The sequence below is a fragment of the Glycomyces sp. NPDC047010 genome, assembly GCF_040644205.1.
Classification (GTDB): domain Bacteria; phylum Actinomycetota; class Actinomycetes; order Mycobacteriales; family Micromonosporaceae; genus Glycomyces.
Map to the genome: position 1 here is coordinate 145,854 of NZ_JBEYVY010000010.1, position 19,877 is coordinate 165,730.

Consider the following 19,877-nt stretch of genomic DNA (forward strand, 5'->3'; position numbering starts at 1 on the left):
GGACGGCCCGGGACGTGGGGTCGGCCACTCTACGCCGCGGGCCACGGTGACGCTGCCCGCCGCCCCGGGCGTTCACCGGCCGCCCCTGGGTACGCTTTCTTGGTGTCATCAGCTCATTCGACCGCCGACCAGACCGCCGGGGACCAGTCCGGAAGCGCCGCCAAGAGCGTCGCGCTCCTGACGCTCGGCTGCGCCCGCAACGAGACCGACTCCGAGGAGCTGGCCGCGCGCCTGTCCGCAGGGGGCTGGCGCATCAGCGACGACGGCGAGAACGCCGACGTGGTCATGGTCAACACCTGCGGGTTCATCGAGCAGGCCAAGACGGAGTCCATCGACGTCCTGCTGGAGGCCGCGAACACCGGCGCCAAGGTCGTCGCGACCGGGTGCATGGCCGAGCGCTACGGGCGCGAGCTCGCCGAGAGCCTCCCGGAGGCCGACGCCGTCCTCGGCTTCGACCACTACCCGGACATGGCCGCGCGCCTCGACGACATCCTCTCGGGCCGCAAGATCGAGTCGCACCAGCCCGGCGACCGCCGCAAGCTGCTGCCGCTCGCCCCGGCCGCCCGCCAGGCCGCCGCCGCGGTCGTCCCCGGCCACTCGCGCGCCGCGCAGGCCGACGGCGCCGCGCTCGACGCGGGCGCCCCGCAGCACCTCGCGGTCGTGCGCAAGCGCCTCACCGACGGCCCCGTCGCCAACCTGAAGCTCGCCTCCGGGTGCGACCGGCGCTGCACGTTCTGCGCGATCCCGACGTTCCGCGGCTCGTTCGTGTCCCGCACGCCCGAGGAGATCCTCGCCGAGGCCGCGTGGCTCGCCTCCGAAGGCGTCAAGGAGCTCAACCTCGTCTCGGAGAACACCACCTCCTACGGCAAGGACCTCCCCGACACGCAGGCCCTGGAGCACCTCCTCGAAGGCATGGCCGCGATCGACGGCATCGAGTGGATCCGCCTGTCGTACCTCCAGCCCGCGGAGCTGCGCCCGAGCCTCATCGAGGCGATGCACCGGACCGAGAAGGTCGTCCCGTACTTCGACCTGTCGTTCCAGCACTCCTCGGCGAAGGTCCTGCGCCGCATGCGCCGCTTCGGCTCCACCGAGAACTTCCTCGCGCTGCTCGACCAGATCCGCGAGGTCTCCCCGCTCGCGGGCGCCCGCACCAACGTGATCGTCGGCTTCCCTGGCGAGACCGAGGAGGACGTGGAGGAGCTCATGGGCTTCCTCGAAGCGGCCCGCCTCGACTCCACGGGCGTGTTCGCGTACTCCGACGAGGACGGCACCGAGGCCGTGGCCCTCGACGGCCACGTCCCCGAGGACGAGGTCCAGGACCGCCACACCCGCGTCGCGATGCTCGTCGACGAGCTGGTGAGCCAGCGCGCCGCCGACCGCGTGGGGGAGACGATGACCGTGCTCGTCGAGTCCGTGGAGGACGACGGCGTGGACGGCCGCGGCGCCCACCAGGCGCCGGAGGTCGACGGCACGGTGGCCCTGGTCGGCGAGGTCGAGGGCCTGGAGCCCGGGGACTTCGTGACCGCGAAGGTCGTGGACTCGCACGGCGTGGACCTGGTGGCGGAGCTCGTCGAGGAGGCGTGGTGACCGCCGACCCCCCGGTGTCGCCGTGGAACATCGCGAACGTGGTGACCGTGGCCCGGATCTTCCTGGTCCCGGTGTTCGCGGTGTTCGTGGTCCTGTCGGGGATGGAGCACACGGGGTGGCGGGTCGCGGCCTGCCTGCTGTTCGTGTTCATCTCGGCGACGGACTTCGTGGACGGGTGGCTGGCGCGCTCACGCGGGCTGGTGACCGATTTCGGCAAGCTGGCGGACCCGATCGCGGACAAGGCGCTGATCGGGACGGCGCTGGTGCTGCTGAGCTACTACGACGCGCTGCCGTGGTGGGTGACGGTGGTGATCCTGGCGCGGGAGCTGGGGATCACGCTGTGGCGCATGGCGATCCGCAACCGGACGGTGGTGGCGGCGGACCGCGGCGGGAAGCTGAAGACGGTCCTGCAGATCACGGCGGTGTCGTGGATGCTGTTCCCGTGGCCGTCGCCGCTGGACGCGGTGGGGCTGTGGCTGATGTACGCGGCGCTGATCCTCACGGTCCTGACGGGAATGGATTACCTCTGGAAAGCATTCAAATCTAGGGAGAGCGAGCCGAACCGGTCGAGCTAGGCTTGCAGGACCCGTTTAGGCTCATATGAGCGACCGCGGCGTGGAGGAGAACCCTATGGTGTTGTTGAGGGAACTGCTGGGAGAGACCCTGCGTCGTCGCCGCCGCGCCCAGAAGCGGACGCTGCGGGACGTGTCGAAGCAGGCGAATGTGAGCTTGGGCTACCTCTCGGAGATCGAACGCGGCCACAAGGAGCCGTCGAGCGAGCTGCTGGCGTCGGTGTGCGGGGCGCTCCAGGTGCGCCTGTCGGAGGTGCTCGCCGAGGTGTCCCGTGAGGTCGCGGCGCATGAGCGCGGCGACGAGGCCCCGCAGAACCCGCAGGCCAGGCAGGTGCCGGTGCTGCTGCCGTCCCGCGAGCAGGCCGCCGCGGAGGAGTCGCGGCGCCGCCGTCCGGCGGGCGCCATCTCGCAGGTCCGGTCCCGCCACCGCCGTGGCGAGGTGTCCGATTCGGTGGTCCGCGCGGCCGCCTGACTGCGTACCGGAACGTCGTACCCGATGATGTAGTTTTGCGATGTAGGCGTCACCCCTGTCCCGCACGGTTGGCGCCGATGTCCGACACTAGAGGCAAGTCGGCGTTGCAGTTGCAAAACTTATGGCTCGCAAGCTTCGCCACGTGAGCACCGGAAGGACCCCGATAATGGCCAATCCGTTCGTCAAGGGCTGGAAATACATGATGGCGCTCTTCGGTGCGAAGATCGACGAGTACGCCGACCCCAAGATCCAGATCCAGCAGGCGATCGAGGAGGCGCAGAAGCAGCACCAGGCACTGGTGGGGCAGGCCGCCTCGGTGATCGGGAACCAGCGGCAGCTGGAGATGAAGCTGAACCGCTCGATGTCCGAGGTGGAGCGGCTCCAGGCGCAGGCGCGCCAGGCGCTGGTGCTGGCGGACAAGGCCCGTGCGGACGGCGACGAGGGGAAGGCGCAGCAGTTCGAGTCGACCGCCGAGATCCTCGCGGGGCAGCTGGTCTCCACTGAACAGTCCCTTGAGGACATGAAGGTGATGCACGACCAGGCGCTCACCGCCGCCGACCAGGCGAAGAAGGCCGTCGAGAACAACCAGATGATCCTCCAGCAGAAGCTCCAGGAGCGCACGAAGCTCCTCGGCCAGCTGGAGCAGGCGAAGATGCAGGAGACGATCGCCTCGTCCCTGGAGCAGATGTCGCAGACCGCCGCTCCGGGCAACACGCCGAACTTCGACGAGATCCGCGACAAGATCGAGGGCCGGTACTCGAACGCGATGGGCCGCGCCGAGCTCGCCTCGAACTCGGTCGAGGGCCGCCTCCTCGAAGTGAACCGCGCCACCCGCGACATGGCGGGGGCCTCCCGCCTGGAGCAGATCCGCGCCTCCCTTGAGGGCGACCAGCTCTCGGGCGGCAAGGAGAAGGCGCAGATCGAGTCCAAGGAGTCGGTCACGAACGCCCGCCTCGCCGACATCCGCGCGTCCCTCGACGACGGCACCGCGGAAGCGGACAAGACCAACAGCTAAGGACTTCCGGTGGACGCCAAGGACCGCAAGCGCGCGTTCAAGCGCCTGCGGTCCCGGCTGGCCTCCGCCAAGTCCTGGACCACCACTGCCGGCGGCGCCGTCGCCGGCAGTGCCTTTTTCATCCCTTATGCGGGTCTCGGTGCGCCGGACGGGATCTGGGTGACCGTGGCCGGGTTCTCCACCGCGATGGCGGTGGTCCGGTGGTTCGACTACCGGCGCCTGGCGCGGGCGCTGCCCGAGTCGGAGCGCGCGTCCCTGGAGCTGCACGGCCCGGCGCGGCTCGCGAGCGAGGCGAAGGGCCTGTTCGGCGAGGCCGCCGAGGCGATCCGCCGGGGCCGCATCAGGGACCAGTTCAAGCGCAGCCGCGCCCTGCGGCCCTACGAGCGCCTGGAGCAGGCGTCGATCGCGGCCGAGAAGATGGCGAACCGCTTGCAGGGCAACGAGGAAGCGGTGGCGATCCTGGCCGGTGCGAGCCGGGCCGGGCAGGAGCTGTACCAGCTCGCGCTGAGCGTCAAGGACGTCGAGCAGGCGCTCGCGGTCTCGCCGTCGATGAAGCGCACGGGCCTCCAGGACGGCCTCGACCGGATGGTCGAGCGGCTCGAATCCGGGGTGACCGCTTACGAGGACATGGTGACCGCGGCGGGGGAGTGCCTGGCCGGGTCGATCGGCCTCCAGCACGAGCTGACCGCGCACCGCGCGGACGAGACCCTCGACCTCCTCACCGACGCGGCCGACCGGCTGCGCGCCGCCGGGGACGCGGCGAGCGAGATCCGCGGCCGGATCGGCGAGCAGCGCGCCTGAGTCCGCGAACGTGAAAAAGCCTAATTTGGTGTAATTTCCGGGTGAAAGCCCTTATTCTTCCCGCCTTCGTGCTCGCAGCGGCCGCCCTCGTGCCCGCCGCCCCCGCCCAGGCCGCCGACCCGGTCCCCGAGGGCCCGGTCCGCATGTACCTCAAGGACCACGAGGACCTCCCGCTCGCCCAGCAGGACGGCGCCATCCGCCTCACCGCGGAGGCCGACCTGTGGACCCTCCGCCCCGTCGAGGCCCTCCAGGACCTCGGCGAGTACCAGATCGTCCACGACGGCGACGGCAAGTGCCTGTCCACCGACACCTCCGGCGGCGGCGAGACCGCCCCGGTGTTCCTCGCCGAATGCTCCGGCGCCGACGCCTGGACCGTCATCTTCGACGACGTGCCGTCCAACTCCGACTTCCGGTTCATCACCACCGACGACTACTACCTGGGCCTCGCCCACGACGCCGACGCCGTCGAGGGCGCCGAGGTCGTGTCCGTCGCGCTCGGGGACGGCGCGAGCCCCAGCCGCCACTTCCAGGAGTGGCTGTTCGCCGCCGTCCCGCCCGAGACGCCCTCCCCGTCCCCTTCGGAGGAGGTCTCCTCCTCCGAGGCCCCGTCGACCACGCCGGCCGCCGCCCAGCCGCAGCTGCCGACCACCGGCGCCGGGCTCGGCGCCGCCATCGGCGCGGGCGCCGTCGCCCTCGCCGGGGGCGCCGCCCTCGTCCTGTGGTGGCAGCGCCGCCGGGCCCTGCGCGGCCAGTGGTGACCCATCGTCCACAACGACACAGTGATTCCCACGATGCGGGAAATGCTGGGCGGGCCTGCCCGCCGGTGGCATACTTCGTCTCGTGACTTTTCAGCTCATGATTAGCTGCGGGCGTTCCGCGGGGCAATAGATGCCATCGCCGAACGCCAGACCTCCTGCGCCCGCAGGGGGTCTTTTTCGTTCAGGGCAAACGAACGTTCAGGTCCAGCGCGCAGCACAGGACCCATCGGCATACAGGACTTGGAGCACCAAGTGACGCAAGCAGACTCCGCAACCAATACCGGCGCCGGGGACTTCCACGTCTTCGACACCACGCTCCGCGACGGCGCCCAGATGGAGGGCCTGCGCTACTCCGTCGCCGACAAGCTCGCGGTGGCCGAGCTCCTCGACGAGCTCGGCGTCGACTACATCGAGGGCGGCTGGCCCGGCGCGATCCCCTCGGACACCGAATTCTTCGCCCGCGCCGCGGACGAGCTGAACTTCAAGCACGCCAAGCTGGTCGCCTTCGGCATGACCCGCCGCGCCGCCTCCACCGCGGCCGAGGACCCCGGCTTCGGCGCCCTCCTCGACTCCCGCGCGCCCGTCCTGTGCCTCGTCGCCAAGTCCGACATGCGCCACGTCGAGCAGGCCCTGCGCACCACCCCCGAAGAGAACCTCGCGATGATCACCGACTCCGTCCGCACCGGACGCGAGCACGACCGCCAGGTCTTCATCGACTGCGAGCACTTCTTCGACGGCTACCGCCACGACCCGGTCTACGCGACCCTCGTCGTCAAGACCGCCCTCGACGCCGGCGCCGAAGCGGTCGTCCTCTGCGACACCAACGGCGGGTCCATCCCCTCCGACATCACCGCCGCGATCACCGACCTGCGCGCCCGCCTCCTCGGCGCCGGGCTCGCCCCCGAGCGCGTCCGCCTCGGCATGCACGCCCAGAACGACACCGGCTGCGCCGTCGCCAACACCGTCGCCGCCGTCGAAGCCGGGGCCATGCACGTGCAGGGCACCGCCAACGGCTACGGCGAGCGCCCCGGCAACGCGAACCTCTTCACCGTCATCGCGAACCTGGAGACCAAGCTCGGCCGCAAGGTCCTCCCCGACGGCGGCCTGGAGAAGCTCACCCGCGTCTCCCACGCCATCGCCGAGATCGCCAACATGATCCCCGACGAGCACGCCCCCTACACCGGGCACGCCGCGTTCGCCCACAAGGCGGGCATCCACGCGTCAGCGATCAAAGCCGACCCGGCCCTGTACAACCACATCGAGCCCGAGCGCGTCGGCAACGACATGCGCATCCTCGTCACCGAGATGGCCGGGCGCGCCTCCGTCGAGCTCAAGGGCCGCGAACTCGGCATCGACCTCGCCGGCGACAAGACCGCCCTCGACCGGATCACCAAGCGCGTCAAGGAACTCGAATCCAAGGGCTGGTCCTTCGAGGCCGCCGACGCGTCCTTCGAGCTGCTCGTGCGCGATGAAGTGGAGGGCGGCCTGCCCCGGCCCTTCGCCCTCGACACGTACCGCGTCATCGTCGACCACGACCCGAACGGCACCACCGTCGCCGAGGCCACCGTCCGCGTCCACGTCGACGGCGAGCGCGTCATCTCCACCGCGCAGGGCAACGGCCCGGTCAACGCCCTCGACGCCGCGCTGCGCTCCGCGCTGGCCGCCCGCCACCCGCGCCTGGCCGAGCTCACGCTCTCGGACTTCAAGGTCCGCATCCTCGCCGGCTCGAAGGGCACCGACGCCGTCACCCGCGTCCTCATCTCCATGAGCGACGGCGAGGCGGAGTGGACCACGGTCGGCGTCGCCCCCAACCTGATCGAGGCGTCCTGGAACGCCCTCGCGGACGGCCTCGCCTACGGGCTGAACCGCCGCTAGTCCGCCACGAGCGGCACGCAGACCGGGGGCGGTCCACGAGACGCGCCCCCTTGCCCGGCCCGCGCCGACCGTGCGGGAGGGCGAAGGAAAAGGGGCCCGATCCGCGGATCGGGCCCCTTTCACATGCCTTGCGTCAGTTGAAGACCGCGATCCGCTTCTGCTCCATGGCGCCGCCGCCGAAGGTCGTGAACGACCCGCCGACGGTCATGTTCGCGCCCGACGGGTGGACCGTCGCGTCCCACGCGCCGACGACGCCGTTCGCGCCCGGGTTCCACGGCAGCAGGTTCCCGTCCATGTCGACCGCGAGGAGCTTCCCGCGGTGCGCCTTGACGCCGTCCACGCACTGCCCCAAGGGGCCCGCGTGGTTGGTGTTGCACGCCTCGTCGAAGTGGCCGCCGCCGATGACGGTGTTGCCCCACACCGCGACGGTCTGCATCCCGCCGTCCACGGCCTGGTACCAGAGGGTCTCGCCGGTGGTCGTGAACGCCCGGATCTCGCCGCCGCGCCCGTCCAGCGCCGCGTACACGCGGTCCCCGGCGACGACGACCTCGCGGGTCAGGACGTACACCTTCGCGGAGAAGCCGGTGTCGACCGCGCCCGTGACCGGGTTGACCGCGCCGAGCTTCCCGTACTTCTTGTCGCCGCCGATCTCGGAGAACACGCCCGCGACGTAGATGCGGCCGTGCCCGGCCTGGACGTCGCGCACGCCGCCCTCGGAGATCGCGGGCTTGAAGGCGGTGACCGGAGCGCCGGTGGAGGCGTCGACGGCGGCGAGGCGCGGCTGCGCGAACGAGCCGACCTTGGAGAACGTGCCGCCGAGGTACACCGTGGACCCGACCGGTTCGATCGAGTAGACCGTGGCGCTCGGGTTGGGCCGCCACGCGGTGTCGAGCTTCCCGGTGGACAGGTTGAACCTGGCGGCGCGGGAGATGGAGACGCCGTCGATCTCGGTGAACTTCCCGGCGACGTACAGGTACCCGCCGCCGGTCTTCACCTCGTGGACGGTGCCGTTGAGGACCGGCGCGAACGACAGGAGCGCCCCGGTCCGCGAGTTCACCGCGGCCAGGTACGTGCGGTCCGCGTAGGACCCGTCGGTCTGCTTGGCCCGGGTGAACAGGCCGCCGGAGTAGACGGTGTCGCCGTTGTAGGCGACCTTGACGACCTGGTCGTTGAAGGAGGCGGTCGCCTGCGGCAGGTTCGAGTCGATCGCCCCGGCGGGCGCCTGTACGAACAGCAGGGCCGCGAACAGTGCTGAGATGGTGATCAGACGGCGCATTGCGGCAGTCTCGCACGCGTACGGCGCGCCGCGTCGGATTCGTGACGGCGCGTCAGGAGGGAGCACCCGAATGCGGTGACCCGCCGGATTGCCCCGCCGTACTACAGTTGAGGTGTGACTTCCTACAAGACCGATCGCGCCCGCGCGGCAGCACTCGCCGCGGACTCGGCCGTGTACGGACGCCGCCGCTTCGGCGCCGGGTTCTTCCTGGGCCTCGTGATCGTCGTGGTCCTCGCCTTCGCCCTGGGCTTCGTGCTCGTCGGCGGCCTGGGCGAGACCCTCCGGGTGCGCCTCGGCGCGACCTCGCTGTCGCTGCTGGTCGCGGCGCCGCTCACGTGCGTCCTGGGGTTCTTCGTCGGCATGTTCGGCCGCGTCCGCCGCATGGGCATGGGCATCGTCGTCGGCGCGCTCGTCGCCGCCGTCGTCATCGCGGGGCTGTTCCTGCTCCTGCGCTAGCGTGACCGGCGAGTCCGGCGCGCGGGAGCGCCGTGCCCGCGGACGCCGCGCGAACTAAGCTGGGCCCGCAAGGTTTCGGATCCAGTCTTAGAGAGGGGCCGACTGTGCGGATCGCGCGGATCGCTCACCCCACCGGCATGTCGTTCGCAGTCCTCGAAGGGGAGGGGCCCGGGGCCACCGCCGCGGAGATCGAGGGGCACCCGTTCGCGCAGATCAAGCTCACCGGCCAGCGCTGGTCGCTCGACGACGTGCGGCTGCTCGCCCCGATCCTCCCGTCGAAGGTCGTGTGCGTGGGCCGCAACTACGCCGAGCACGCCGCCGAGCTCGGCAACGAGGTCCCCAAAGAGCCGCTGATCTTCCTCAAGCCCTCGACCTCGGTCATCGGCCCCAGTGAGGTGATCCGCATCCCGGCCGTGTCCGACCAGGTCGAGCACGAGGCCGAGCTCGCGGTCGTCATCGGCCTGCACGGCGCCCGCGGCCTCGACCGCGAGGCCGCGAAGTCCGCGATCTACGGCTACACGTGCGCGAACGACGTCACCGCGCGCGACCTCCAGAAGCAGGACGTGCAGTTCACGCGCGCCAAGGGCTTCGACTCGTTCTGCCCGCTGGGCCCGTGGATCGAGACCGACGCCGAGGTGGCCGACGCGGAGGTCCGCTGCGAGGTCAACGGCGAGGTGCGCCAGCTCGGCTCCACGAAGGACATGATCTTCGACGTGCCCCAGCTCATCGCGTACGTCTCGCAGATCATGACCCTGCTGCCCGGGGACGTGGTGCTCACCGGGACGCCCGCGGGCGTCGGGCCGCTCCAGGCCGGCGAGACCGTCTCCGTTTCCGTCGCCGGCATCGGCACGCTGACCAACAAGGTGATCGCCAGTGAGTAATGTCCGCACCCGCTTCTGCCCCAGCCCGACCGGCACCCCGCACGTCGGCCTGGTGCGCACCTGCCTGTTCTCGTGGGGCTACGCCCGCGCCAAGGGCGGCTCGTTCGTGTTCCGCATCGAGGACACCGACGCCGCCCGCGACTCCGAGGAGTCGTACGAGCAGCTCCTCGAAGCGCTCTCGTGGCTCGGCATGACCTGGGACGAGGGCCCCGACATCGGCGGCCCCTACGCGCCGTACCGGCAGTCGCAGCGCCTCGACGTGTACGCCGACGTGATCAAGCGGCTCCTCGACGGCGGCTACGCCTACGAGGCGTTCTCCACCAACGAGGAGGTGGAGGCCAGGCACAAGGCGGCGGGCCGCGACCCGAAGCTCGGGTACGACAACTTCGACCGCGACCTCACCGAGGAGCAGAAGGCCGCCTTCCGCGCCGAGGGCCGCAAGCCCGTGTTCCGCATGCGGATGCCGAACGAGGACATCGTGTTCCAGGACGCGGTGCGCGGCGAGGTCCGCACCCCCGCGGGCACCGTCCCCGACTACGTGATCGCGCGCGGCGACGGCTCGCCGCTGTACACGCTCACCAACCCGGTCGACGACGCGCTCATGAAGGTCGACATGGTCACCCGCGGCGAGGACCTCATGCCCTCGACGCCCCGCCAGATCGTCATGTGGCGCGCGCTCATCGAGCTGGGCCTGGCCGACGCCGAACCGGAGTACGCGCACCTGCCGCTCATCGTCGACGAGCGCGGCAAGAAGATGTCCAAGCGCGACCCCCGCTCGAACCTGCTGCAGTACAAGGAGGCCGGGTACCTGCCCGAGGGCGTCCTCAACTACGTGGCGACGCTCGGCTGGTCCATCTCGGGCGACCGCGACACGTTCACCGTCGCGGAGTTCCTGTCGGCGTTCGACCTGCACGACGTCAAGTCCAACCCGGCGCGGTTCGACGAGAAGAAGTTCGACGCGATCTGCGCCGAGCACTTCCGCATGACCGACACCGCGGAGCTGACCCGCCTGCTGCTGCCGCGCCTGCGCGACGCCGGGCTCATCGGCGAGGCCCCGACCCCGGACCAGGCGCACGTCCTCGACGTGGCCGTGCCGCTCGTGCAGGAGCGCTGCTCGACGCTCGCGCAGGCCGTGGAGATGCTCCGCTTCCTGTTCTGCGGCACCGAGGTCGCCATCGACGAGGACTCCGCGAAGAAGACCTTCAAGGACGACGCCGCGCAGGTCCTCGACGCCTCCATCGCCGCGCTCGACGGCATCGAGTGGACCACCGCCGGCATCGAGGAGGCCCTCAAGGCCGCCCTCGTCGACGGCATGGGCCTCAAGCCCCGCAAGGCGTTCGGCCCGGTCCGCGTCGCGATCAGCGGCAAGACCGTCTCCCCGCCGCTGTACGAGTCCATGGAGCTCCTCGGCAAGGACGTGAGCCTGGCGCGCCTGCGCGCCGCCCGCGCCACCCTGTAATCCCAAGCGCCGCAACCGGCCCCGCTCGATCTTCGGGCGGGGCCGGTGCCGTATCGGGGACCTCCGCGTAGCGCACTACTGTGCAATGCATGGTACTGTTCCATGTGTGGACCGATCGCAACTGCTCAAAGGACTGCTCGACATCATCGTGCTGCGCGTCCTCGCCGACGAGGACGCCTACGGCTACGAGATCCTGCACCGCCTGCGCAAGGCCGGGTTCGAGGAGCTCGGGGACGCCACGGTGTACGGGACGCTCCGGCGGCTGTTCAAAGCCGGGCACCTGTCCACCTACGTGATGCCGAGCGACGCCGGGCCGCACCGGAAGTACTACGCGCTCACCGCGACCGGCCGCACCCACCTGCGCGGCATGCGCGAAGCGTGGGAGGACGTCAGCACCAAGATGCGCGCCCTCCTCGACCCCCCCGAGAAAGGCTGACGATGACCGACTCCCCCCGCGGCCCCGAGGCGGCGACCTACCTCGCGGAGGTCCGCCGCCACCTCGCCGACCTGCCGCCCGCCGCCCGCGAGGACCTGCTCGCCGACCTCGAAGCGCACCTGAACGAGGTCGCCGCCGACCTCGAACCGGGCGCCACCCTCGCCGGCCGCCTCGGCTCACCGCAGGACTACGCCGCCGAACTCCGGGAGACCGTCTTCGTCGAGGGCGACGCGCCGCGCGCCGCACCGCCCCGGAACCCGCTCGCGGCCGCGCGCGCGGCAGCGGTCCGGACCGCCGACAGGATCACCGGCTCGGCGGGCATGGGGACCTTCGCCGAGTTCCGCGAGAAGGTCCGGCCCGGCTGGTGGGTCCTGCGCGGCGCTACCGCAGGCGTCCTGCTCTGCTACCTCGTGCTCCGCGCCGACCCGGCGTTCGCGAGAGCCTCGGTCGGGCACTTCGCGGCGACCTTCTGGGCCGTGGCCGCCGTCGCGCTGCTCGGCACCTGGGCCTCCCTGCGGCTGGGCACCGCCTCGACCCGCTGGCGCCCCGGCTACCGGTACGCGCTGGCCGCCGGCGGCACGCTCGTCGTGCTGTGGGCGGTCTGGAGCGCCGTCGACGCGGTCGGCCTGCGGGCCTACCTCGTGCAGTACCCGGACGCGTACGCCTCGGGGGTCGACGAGAACCCGTACGGCGGCATCTCGGACGTCTACCCGTACGACGAGGACGGCGAGCTGCTGACCGACGTGTACCTGCTCGACGAGTGGGGGATGCCCATATACCTCGGCGACCCGTCCTACTGCGCCGGAGGCGACCCGCTGAACGACTCCCGCAGCGACCCGTACGGCCCCGACCCGGACCTCGGCTACCAGTACCCGCTCTGCGTCCCCGGTTCGTCGAACGAGTCCGCCGCCCCCTCCGAGTCCGCGAGCGAGGCGCCCACCGACGAGGCGGGCGGGAGTCCCACGACGCCGGAGGAGGGCCCGAGCGACCCGTCCGACGAGCCGACGACCACGCAGGACCCCACCACCGAGTAGTCCACAACCGCCACACCGGCCCCGTCCGCACCGCGGCGGGGCCGGTGCGTTGCCTCGTGTGACATTGCTCTCGGTGGACCTAAGTGGAAGAAAGTGAAGGCGGCCCGGCCGGTGTCAATGGCCCGTTCGGATGAGCGGGACGGCCGGGGTTCCCGGCCTTTCGGGCGGGCGTCGCGATACTCGCGCTATCGGGCGAGACGGGCACGGAAGCCCTTGCGGTACAGGCGTCGATGTGCCGTAATGTCGCCGTTACCGAGCGGTACGGGAACGGCTCCGGGGCCTCTTAGGGTTACCCCCGATGTTTACCCGCATGAAGACGACCCGAGCCAAGCACCGGTCCGACGAGCCCCGCCCGCGCGGCCTCCGGCACGTGGTGCGCACCCGGGTGTTCGTGTCCTCGGCCGCCGTACTGCTCGCAGTCGGCTCGGCGAGCAGCGCGAGCGCCGCGATCATCGCGACCGACGACCCCACGGCCGAAGAGCAGCTCGCCGAGCAGATCGTCGCCGACGCCGGGGACGCCGACCGCCAGTGGGACGACGTGGACACGATGACGAGCATCCTCCCCGAGAAGGCGGAGGCGGCTCCCGAGACCGCGCAGTCCGACCCCGTCGAGGTCCCTGCCGAGGAAGAGGAGCCCGCCGCCGAGGAGGAGTCCTCCAGTGAGTCCTCCGGCACCAGCGTCGACATCTCGGCCGAGTGCTCCGACTACTCCGGCAACCAGGCCATCGGCTGCACCATGACCCTCGACTACGGCTGGGACATGAACGAGTTCCAGTGCCTCGTGGACCTGTGGAACCGCGAGTCCGGCTGGGACGAGAACGCCTACAACTCGGGCTCCGGCGCCACCGGCATCCCGCAGGCGCTCCCCGGCAGCAAGATGGCCTCCGCGGGCGACGACTGGGAGACCAACCCGGCCACCCAGATCAAGTGGGGCCTCGGCTACATCGACGGCACCTACGGCAGCCCCTGCTCCGCCTGGTCGCACAGCGAGTCGGTCGGCTGGTACTAGCGCCCGCTTAGTCTCGATCCACTACGCGAACCCGGAGTTCGCTGACCCAGGGAGGTCCCGGCGCATCCGCGCCGGGGCCTCCCGTCGTCGCTAGGCCCCGGTCTCCATGGACGCCGCGCGCACCGAGCGCAGCAGCAGCCGCGGGTCGCCGAGCATCCGCTTCAGGCGGCGCTCCAGGCCGGCGATCGGCGTCAGGTTCTGGGGCGCGCGGGCGTCCTTGTGGGCCGCCGAGCCGAGCGGCGGGAGCGCCGCCGCGGTGGCGTCCGCGAGTGCGATCGCCGCCTCGTCGGTGAGGTCGTCGGAGGCTTCGAGGCGCGCCACGCCCGACCAGCCGCGGGAGCTCGTCCCGGGCAGCCGCAGGTACCAGGTGTAGCGGGGCCAGCCCGAGACCAGGTGGAACACGGGGGTGCGCTGGCCGGGGGCGAGCTTCTCGACCACGGCGTTCTGCTCGCCCTTGAGGTAGGACCGGGAGTGGCTCTTGATGTAGCCCACCGAGTTCGAGAGCTGGTCGCGCCCGCGCAGCGGCCCGTCGAGGACCGCCAGCTCGGCGTCCATCGCGACCATCGAGGCGACCTTGGCCTCCAGCGACGTCATCGCGTGCTGGGCCGCGGAGATCAGCTCGCCCGGGTCCGCGGACTCGACCTTGCGGTAGGGGTACCGCCCGAAGTCCGCGCCGGGGTCCACGGCCGCGAACAGGCCGCGCTCCACGTCCGCCTCGGCGACCGCGGACACGTGCCCGTCGAGGTCGCAGGCGACCGCCCCGGCGGCCCAGGAGACGCACAGGCCCGGCCAGCGCTCCCCGCCGTCCAGGAGCTCCACGCGGGCGTCGATGCGGCGCACGCCGTCGACCACGACGATGCGGCGCGGGCCCTTCGCGGGGGCGTCGATGGGGCGCCAGTCCTCGGGGTCGAGTTCGATCTCGGTGCGCACGGTCCCGCCGGTGCGCGAGGGCGACTCGGGGTTGTCGGCGAAGGACGGGTCCCACGCGTCGACGGTGATCTGCAAGGCGCACCTGCTTTCAGGTCGATTGCGGCCCAGCCTACTTCCCGCCGTCGAGACCCGCGGGCCGCATGGCGGGCCGGGGCGCGGGGCCCCGGCCCCGGGTCAGACCTCGATCTCGGTGACGGTGCCGGTCTCCAGGGAGTAGACGGCGCCGACGACGGTGAGCGCGCCGTCGGCGACGAGCTCGGCGAGGTTCGGGTGCTCTTTGAGCGCCTGCACGGTGAGGGCCACGTTCGCACTGATCATCGCGTCGACCGGGTCGCCCGATTCCGCTTTGGCGGCCTCGTAGGCGGGGGTGAGGGACGCGACGATCTCGGGCAGGTCGTACCCGTGGTCCTCGGCCTCCTCGCCGTTCTCGGCGGCGGCGAGGGCGTCGTGGGCGGCGGTGACGGCGCCGCACTTCTGGTGGCCGAGGACGACCAGGAGCGGGGCCTCCAGGGCCGCGGGCCCGTACGAGACGGACTCGGACACGAGCGGGTCGAAGGTGTTCGCGGCGGTGCGGGTGACCATGATGTCGCCGACGCCGGTGTCGAAGACCAGTTCGGGGGCGACGCGGGAGTCGACGCAGGTGAAGACCGCGGCGCGCGGGGCCTGGCCCTCGACGAGCGACTGCCTGGTCTCGGCGTCGGCGCCGGGGTGGGCGGACTCGCCGGCGGCCCAGCGCTGGTTCCCTTCGAGGAGGGCGTCCCAGATCTCCTCGGCCGTCTCCAGGCTCTTGAAGTCGGGCACTTCGGTCGCGGTGGTGGCGGTCTCGGAGGCGGCGGCGCCGCCGGAGTCGGTGGAGCAGGCGTCGAGGGCGAGCACGAGGGCGGAGGCGGCGCCGATGGACGCGGTGCCGGTGAGCAGCTTGCGGCGATTGCCGGAAACGTGGAGTGATTTCACGATTCAGGGATACTCCTGCCGCGCAAGCGAACGGGAGATGAACGAATCCGATGTGGCCCCCGGCACGCGGGGCCCGGCCGCTACCCGGCGGCGGGCTCCGCCTTGCTCCCCGCTCGCGTGTACAGGGCCGCGGCGAGGCGCAGCCCCAGGTAGCCGACCGCCCAGAACACCGTGATCCACCTGCTGACGAGCAGCGAGAGCGGAATCGAGACGGCGAACATCGCCATCGTCGTGAGCGTCCAGGCCCGGATTCCGGCGATCACCGGCCGCGGCGTGTCGGGCGCGAGCAGCCCGCGCTTGTCGACGTGGCGCACCACCATCAGCATCGCGAAACCCAGGAACGCCATGACCGCGGAGTAGACCGCGACCCCGGCGCCGCCGTCGGTCTCGGCGAGGGTCTTGCTCGCCCACGGCACCAGGATGTACGCGAGCAGCGCGACCAGGTTCAGGGTGATGAGCGCCTGGTCCGCGCGGACCACGTGCGAGAACAGCATGTGGTGGGCCACCCAGGTCGCCGCGATCACGGCGAACGAGACGCCGAACGCGAGGTACTCGTCCCCGTGCCCGCCGAGCGAGGCCAGGAGCACCTTCAGCGAGTCCCCTTCGGGGACGGGCAGTTCGAGTGCGAGGAGGGTCAGCATGATCGCGATGACCGCGTCGGAGAAGAAGATCATCCGCTCAAGGCCGTGCGGCTTCTCGGTCATCCGGTGCCCTCCGTCGCTGTCGAATTAGCGGACATGAGCCTACTGCACGTGCGCGCGGCCGCTCAGGTGAAGCTCTTCTCGACGTGGGACCCCTTGGCGTCCTTCGTGATCCGGAACCGCACGGGCACCCGCTCGGCCAGCTCCGGCACGTGCGTCACCAGGCCCACCGTGCGCCCGGCCGACAGCGTCAGGGCCTCCAGGGTCGTGGCGACCGCGTCGAGGGTCTCCGGGTCGAGCGTCCCGAACCCCTCGTCCAGGATGATCGACTCCAGGCACGCGCCGTGCCGCGCGAGGCTCGCGAGCTGGTCGCTCAGCGCGAGCGCCAGCGACAGCGAGGCCGCGAACGTCTCGCCGCCCGAGAGGCTCCGCGCCGGGCGCGCCATGTCCGCGTCGTGGTGGTCCACGACCCAGAAGTCCTGCTCCCGGTAGATCAGGTCGTACTGGCCCGCGGTGATCTGGTTGAGCATCACCGTCGCGCCCGCCACGAGCTCGTCGAGCGCCTCCGACAGGAGCCACTCCATGAACCGCCGCGCCTCCAGGTGGGACGCGAGGGCCTTCGCGACCTCGGCCTCGTGCGCGAAGCGGCGGGTCTCGGCCTCCAGGTCCACGCGCTGGGCGCGGGCGTCGCGCAGCCGCGCGGACGCGGCCTTCGCGGATTCGACGGCGGCGGCGTGCTTGCCGACGTAGTCGCCGCCGGTGCCGGTGCGCGGCACGTCGATGTCGAACTCGCCCAAGGAGAGCCGCAGCTCCCCGCGGAGGGTCGCGGCGCGGCCGTCGAGCCCGGTCAGCTCGGTCCGGGCCGCCTCGCGCTCGGTCCCGGCCCGCTCCAGCGAGGCCGCGGCCCAGCCGACGAGGGCCTCCCAGCTCGCGGCCAGCTCGTCCCCGGCGGCGGGCGGGGCCAGCGCGCCGACCTGGTCGCGGGCGTGCTGGAACTCCTTCCAGGCCCGCTGCTGGCGCTCGTCGGCGGCCTGCTTGCGCTTCTCGGCCTCGCGCAGGGCCCGCCGGGCGGCCTTGAGGGCCGCGCCGGTGCCCGCGAGCTGCTGCCGCGCCTCCTCGGAGGACGAGCGCTTCGCTTGCAGCGCAGGCGGTTCGTCGACGCCTTCGAGGCGTTTCTTCAGGCGCCCTTCGGCGAGGCGCAGCTCGGTGAGCCGCTCCTCGTAGTTCTCCAGCTTCGTCTGGAGCGCGACGACGGCGGCCTGCGCGTCGCGGTGCTCGATGGTGGCCGTGCGGGAGGCCTCCTCGGCCTGCTGCATGGACTCGGAGAGGTCGTGCTCGGGCACCGTTTCGACGGGCCGGTCGCACACGGGGCACTCGTCGCCGACGGCGAGCCCGGCCCGGAGGGTCCCGGCGAGTTCGGCCATCCGGACCTTGTGGAGGGACGCGTGCTGGATCTCGACCTCTTCCCCGGCGGCCTCCTCCAGCTCCTTCGCCTCGGCGTACTGGTCGCGCAGCTCCTCGGTGAGCTCCAGGCCGGTCTTCAGCTTCGACTGGGTCTCGGCGAGCTCGGCCCAGGCTTTGAGCTGGCGTTCGATGAGCGCGAGGTCGAGGCCGTCGAGTTCGCCGCGGAGCCGCTCGTCCTCGGTCTCGGTCGCCTCCACCTCGGCCGCCTTGGCGGCCACCGCGGTCGCGGCGTCGGCGACCTGCGCGGCGATGTCGGCGACGCCGTCGGGCCGCTTGATGTACGTGAGGGACGCGAGGTTCGCCTCCGCCTCGGCGAGGCGCCTGCGGGCCGTGTCCACGGCGGCGGCGAGCCCGTCGAGGGCGTTCGCCTTGTCGCGCACGGGCTCGGTGAGCTTCTCCAGCTGCTCGACGCGTTCGGCGGCGGCCGCGAGTTCGGCGTCGGCCACGGCCGGGACGCGGGCGAGCTGCGCCTCCAGGGTCTTCATCGCGGTCGTGGCGGCGTCGCGCTTGGCGCCCGCGAGCTGCTGGACCCGCCGGTACACGCTGTGCCCGAGGAGGTTCTCCAGGATCTTGCGGCGGTCGGCGGGAGAGGCGTGGAGGAACTCCGCGAACTCGCCCTGGGGGAGGAGCACGCACTTGGTGAACTGCTCGAACGGCAGGCCGATGACGCGCTCGGCGGCGTTCGAGACCTCGCTGGGGCTGCCCGCGAGCGCGCGGCCCAGGCCCTCCACGAGCGACTCGTCGTCGGCGGGGTCGACGCCTTCGGGGAGCTGCTCCAGTGCGGCCGTGGTGGTCTTGACCTTGCCGTTGCGGTCGCGGCGCAGGATGCGCGTGGCGACGTAGTGGGTCCCGGCGGCGGCGAACACGAGCCGCACCCGTCCCTCCACTGCGGACGGCGCGAGGGCGTTCTGGGTGGTGTTCACCCGCCACCGCGGCGTGCGCCCGTAGAGCGCGAAGCAGATCGCGTCGAGCACGGTGGACTTCCCGGCCCCGGTGGGCCCGGTGAGCGCGAAGAAGTCCACGTCGGTGAAGTCGAAGGTCTCCGAGCCCGTGTAGGACGCGAAGCCGTTGAGGTCCAGCCGGATCGGGCGCATCAGGCCTCCTCGGAGACGGTCTGGGTGTCCTCGTACAGCGACGAGAACAGCTTGGCGACCGCCGGGTCGTCGTGCCCGTTCTCGGTCAGGTACGTGCCGAACAGCTCGCCGGGGCTCCTCCCGGACCGCCGCTCGCGCGGCGTCTTCTGCTCCAGGCGCATGACCGGGTCGATGTGGATCTGGACGGCGGTCGGGAACAGGTCGGCGACCTCGGCGCGCAGCCCGGCCCGGGCGGGCTCGGTGACGAACACGCGCAGCCACGCCCGTTCGTCCGCCTCGGTCTTCGCGAGGGTCTCCAGGTTCCCGCGCACGGTCTGGAGCGGCACGGCCTCGGTGAGCGGCACGGTCCGCACCTTCGCGGGGACCCCGGCGCTGACCTCGACGATCGCGACGCCCGGCGTGTGGTCCTCCTCGCCGAAGTCCACGGCGATCGGGGCGCCGGAGTACCGGATCGGGCAGGGCCCGACGATCGACTGGGCCCGGTGCAGGTGCCCCAGGGCCACATACGAAGTGGTGGGAGGGAAGATCGCGGCGGGGACGGCGTAGTCGGCCACGGTGTGGACCTCGCGCTCGCCGCCGCCGACTTTGCCCCCGACCACCGTCAGGTGCCCGGTGAACAGGTTGACGGTGTCGGCGCCGAAGTCCTGCGTGAGCGCGGCGACGAGGCGCCGCAGGTGGTCGGCGTAGTTCGCCTCGGCCCCGGCCGCGCCCAGCTCGAACAGCTCGGCGGCGCGCACGGCGTGGCGCTGGGCGATGAACGGCAGGGCCGCGCACTTCCACCGCTCGCCGTCCTTCGTCTCCCCGGTGATGAGGTGGTCGGCGGCCTTGCCGAGGCTGCCGCGCAGGTGGATGCCAGCGGCGTGGGCCCATTCGCGCAGGGCGTCGAGGGCCTTGCCGTTGTCGTGGTTCCCGGCCACGACGACCACTTCGGCGCCGGTGCGGCGCAGCGCGGACAGGGCCGCGGTCAGGAGCTTCTGCGCCTCGCTGGAGGGCGAGGCGGTGTCGAACAGGTCCCCGGCGACGATCACGAGGTCCACGTCCTCGGCTTTGGCGACGTCGACGATCTGCTTGAAGACCGCGCGCTGCTCGTCGAGCCGCGGGCGGCCCTTCAACGTGACGCCGACGTGCCAGTCGGACGTGTGGAGAATCCGCATTGCTTGAAC

At 71.6% G+C, this 19,877-nt stretch carries 19 protein-coding genes; 13 read left to right on the forward strand and 6 right to left on the reverse strand.

The window, feature by feature from the left end; translation table 11 throughout:
• The first annotated feature begins 102 nt into the window (after positions 1-102).
• The 7 genes from rimO (at position 103) to cimA (ending at position 7,080) form a co-directional block, all read left to right on the forward strand.
• A complete protein-coding gene (gene rimO / locus AB0A65_RS20335; protein ID WP_359953286.1) occupies positions 103-1,587 on the forward strand; it encodes a 30S ribosomal protein S12 methylthiotransferase RimO in 1,485 nt (494 codons plus the stop codon).
• Positions 1,584-2,162 carry a CDP-diacylglycerol--glycerol-3-phosphate 3-phosphatidyltransferase gene (gene pgsA / locus AB0A65_RS20340; protein ID WP_359953288.1) on the forward strand — a complete coding sequence of 193 codons (579 nt, stop codon included), beginning with the start codon at positions 1,584-1,586 and terminating at the stop codon, positions 2,160-2,162. Before rimO ends, pgsA begins: the two co-directional genes overlap by 4 nt.
• A gap of 55 nt (positions 2,163-2,217) precedes the next feature.
• A complete protein-coding gene (locus tag AB0A65_RS20345; protein ID WP_359953290.1) occupies positions 2,218-2,631 on the forward strand; it encodes a helix-turn-helix transcriptional regulator in 414 nt (137 codons plus the stop codon).
• 166 nt (positions 2,632-2,797) lie between these two features.
• A complete protein-coding gene (locus tag AB0A65_RS20350; protein ID WP_359953292.1) occupies positions 2,798-3,646 on the forward strand; it encodes a PspA/IM30 family protein in 849 nt (282 codons plus the stop codon).
• 9 nt (positions 3,647-3,655) lie between these two features.
• On the forward strand, positions 3,656-4,447 hold the full coding sequence (locus AB0A65_RS20355) for a hypothetical protein (RefSeq protein ID WP_359953294.1): 792 nt from the start codon (positions 3,656-3,658) through the stop codon (positions 4,445-4,447).
• A 68-nt stretch (positions 4,448-4,515) separates the two neighbouring features.
• The gene (locus AB0A65_RS20360) at positions 4,516-5,205 is read left to right on the forward strand and encodes an LPXTG cell wall anchor domain-containing protein (RefSeq protein WP_359953296.1); all 690 of its coding nucleotides are present in this window, start codon (positions 4,516-4,518) and stop codon (positions 5,203-5,205) included.
• Positions 5,206-5,457: 252 nt separating this feature from the next.
• Positions 5,458-7,080, forward strand: coding sequence for a citramalate synthase (cimA, locus tag AB0A65_RS20365; protein ID WP_359953297.1), 1,623 nt, complete (start codon positions 5,458-5,460; stop codon positions 7,078-7,080).
• Positions 7,081-7,213: 133 nt separating this feature from the next.
• On the opposite strand, the gene AB0A65_RS20370 is transcribed toward cimA, so the two are convergent.
• Positions 7,214-8,356 carry a hypothetical protein gene (locus tag AB0A65_RS20370; RefSeq protein WP_359953299.1) on the reverse strand — a complete coding sequence of 381 codons (1,143 nt, stop codon included), beginning with the start codon at positions 8,354-8,356 and terminating at the stop codon, positions 7,214-7,216.
• A 114-nt stretch (positions 8,357-8,470) separates the two neighbouring features.
• On the opposite strand from AB0A65_RS20370, the gene AB0A65_RS20375 reads away from it, so the two are divergent.
• The 6 genes from AB0A65_RS20375 (at position 8,471) to AB0A65_RS20400 (ending at position 13,631) form a co-directional block, all read left to right on the forward strand.
• Positions 8,471-8,812, forward strand: coding sequence for a hypothetical protein (locus AB0A65_RS20375; protein ID WP_359953301.1), 342 nt, complete (start codon positions 8,471-8,473; stop codon positions 8,810-8,812).
• 104 nt (positions 8,813-8,916) lie between these two features.
• Positions 8,917-9,693, forward strand: a complete 777-nt coding sequence (locus AB0A65_RS20380) for a fumarylacetoacetate hydrolase family protein (RefSeq protein WP_359953302.1) — start codon at positions 8,917-8,919, stop codon at positions 9,691-9,693.
• The gene (gene gltX, locus AB0A65_RS20385; RefSeq protein ID WP_359953304.1) at positions 9,686-11,152 is read left to right on the forward strand and encodes a glutamate--tRNA ligase; all 1,467 of its coding nucleotides are present in this window, start codon (positions 9,686-9,688) and stop codon (positions 11,150-11,152) included. Before AB0A65_RS20380 ends, gltX begins: the two co-directional genes overlap by 8 nt.
• Before the next feature lie 106 nt (positions 11,153-11,258).
• Positions 11,259-11,588: a PadR family transcriptional regulator gene (locus tag AB0A65_RS20390; protein WP_359953306.1), complete on the forward strand. Its 330-nt coding sequence runs from the start codon at positions 11,259-11,261 to the stop codon at positions 11,586-11,588.
• Positions 11,589-11,590: 2 nt separating this feature from the next.
• Entirely contained in the window at positions 11,591-12,622 is a 1,032-nt protein-coding gene (locus AB0A65_RS20395; protein ID WP_359953308.1) for a hypothetical protein, read from the forward strand.
• Between the two features lie 310 nt (positions 12,623-12,932).
• Entirely contained in the window at positions 12,933-13,631 is a 699-nt protein-coding gene (locus AB0A65_RS20400) for a lytic transglycosylase domain-containing protein (protein ID WP_359953310.1), read from the forward strand.
• A 90-nt stretch (positions 13,632-13,721) separates the two neighbouring features.
• Here AB0A65_RS20400 and AB0A65_RS20405 read toward each other — a convergent pair whose 3' ends face one another.
• The 5 genes from AB0A65_RS20405 to AB0A65_RS20425 form a co-directional block, all read right to left on the reverse strand.
• On the reverse strand, positions 13,722-14,636 hold the full coding sequence (locus AB0A65_RS20405) for a hypothetical protein (protein ID WP_359953312.1): 915 nt from the start codon (positions 14,634-14,636) through the stop codon (positions 13,722-13,724).
• Between the two features lie 99 nt (positions 14,637-14,735).
• A complete protein-coding gene (locus AB0A65_RS20410) occupies positions 14,736-15,515 on the reverse strand; it encodes a carbonic anhydrase (RefSeq protein WP_359953314.1) in 780 nt (259 codons plus the stop codon).
• Between the two features lie 80 nt (positions 15,516-15,595).
• Entirely contained in the window at positions 15,596-16,219 is a 624-nt protein-coding gene (locus tag AB0A65_RS20415; RefSeq protein ID WP_359953316.1) for a TMEM175 family protein, read from the reverse strand.
• 62 nt (positions 16,220-16,281) lie between these two features.
• Positions 16,282-18,714: an SMC family ATPase gene (locus tag AB0A65_RS20420; RefSeq protein ID WP_359953318.1), complete on the reverse strand. Its 2,433-nt coding sequence runs from the start codon at positions 18,712-18,714 to the stop codon at positions 16,282-16,284.
• Entirely contained in the window at positions 18,714-19,868 is a 1,155-nt protein-coding gene (locus AB0A65_RS20425; protein WP_359953320.1) for an exonuclease SbcCD subunit D, read from the reverse strand. The genes AB0A65_RS20420 and AB0A65_RS20425 overlap by 1 nt, the downstream gene beginning before the upstream one ends.
• Positions 19,869-19,877: the final 9 nt, after the last annotated feature.